The organism is Senegalia massiliensis, assembly GCF_900626135.1.
In the GTDB taxonomy this organism is placed as follows: Bacteria; Bacillota; Clostridia; order Tissierellales; family SIT17; genus Anaeromonas; species Anaeromonas massiliensis.
Genome location: NZ_LR130794.1, coordinates 1 through 958 on the forward strand (window position 1 = coordinate 1; position 958 = coordinate 958).

The window sequence follows — 958 nt, forward strand, 5'->3', positions numbered from 1 at the left end:
ACGGATTTGCTCAAGCACTATACGCTGAGTGATGAAGACTTTGGGCATATCAGGCTGCGTCGGCGCGCTCACAACAGGTTCGGCTTCGCCCTGCAATTGTGTGTCCTGCGCTATCCCGGCCGGGTGCTGGCTCCAGGCGAACTGATCCCTGCAGAGGTCATCGAATTTATCGGAGCGCAGCTTGGCCTGGGTGCCGACGATCTCGTAGACTATGCTGCCCGCGAGGAAACACGGCACGAGCATCTTGCCGAGTTACGGGGGCTCTACGGCTTCCGCACCTTCTCCGGACGTGGTGCGAGCGAGCTGAAGGAATGGTTGTTCCGAGAAGCCGAGATGGCGGTGTCGAACGAGGATATCGCCCGTCGCTTCGTAGCCGAGTGCCGACGCACCCGCACTGTCCTTCCCGCGACATCCACGATCGAGCGGCTTTGTGCCGCGGCTCTCGTCGATGCCGAGCGACGCATCGAGACGAGGATCGCCAGTCGGCTGCCTATGTCGATCCGAGAACAGTTGCTGGCATTGCTCGAGGAGACGGCTGATGATCGGGTGACCCGTTTTGTGTGGCTGCGCCAGTTCGAGCCTGGCTCGAACTCTTCGTCGGCCAACCGGCTGCTCGACCGGCTCGAATATCTGCAACGCGTCGATCTCCCCGAGGATCTGCTTGCCGGCGTTCCTGCCCATCGGGTGACTCGTCTGCGCAGGCAGGGTGAACGGTATTATGCCGACGGCATGCGCGATCTCCCGGAGGACAGGCGGCTTGCGATCTTGGCTGTTTGCGTCTCGGAATGGCAGGCGATGTTGGCCGACGCAGTGGTCGAAACCCACGACCGGATCGTCGGCCGTCTCTACCGTGCTTCGGAGCGTATTTGCCATGCAAAGGTCGCAGACGAAGCGGGGGTGGTGCGTGACACCCTGAAATCCTTCGCCGAGATCGGGGGCGCCCTGGTCGATGCACAGG

General features: G+C 62.1%; 1 protein-coding gene. It reads left to right on the forward strand.

The genetic code is table 11. The features are described from left to right. Positions 1-958, forward strand: a 958-nt coding sequence (locus tag E0D94_RS14630) for a DUF4158 domain-containing protein (protein WP_130808303.1), incomplete at both ends; no start/stop codon positions are given.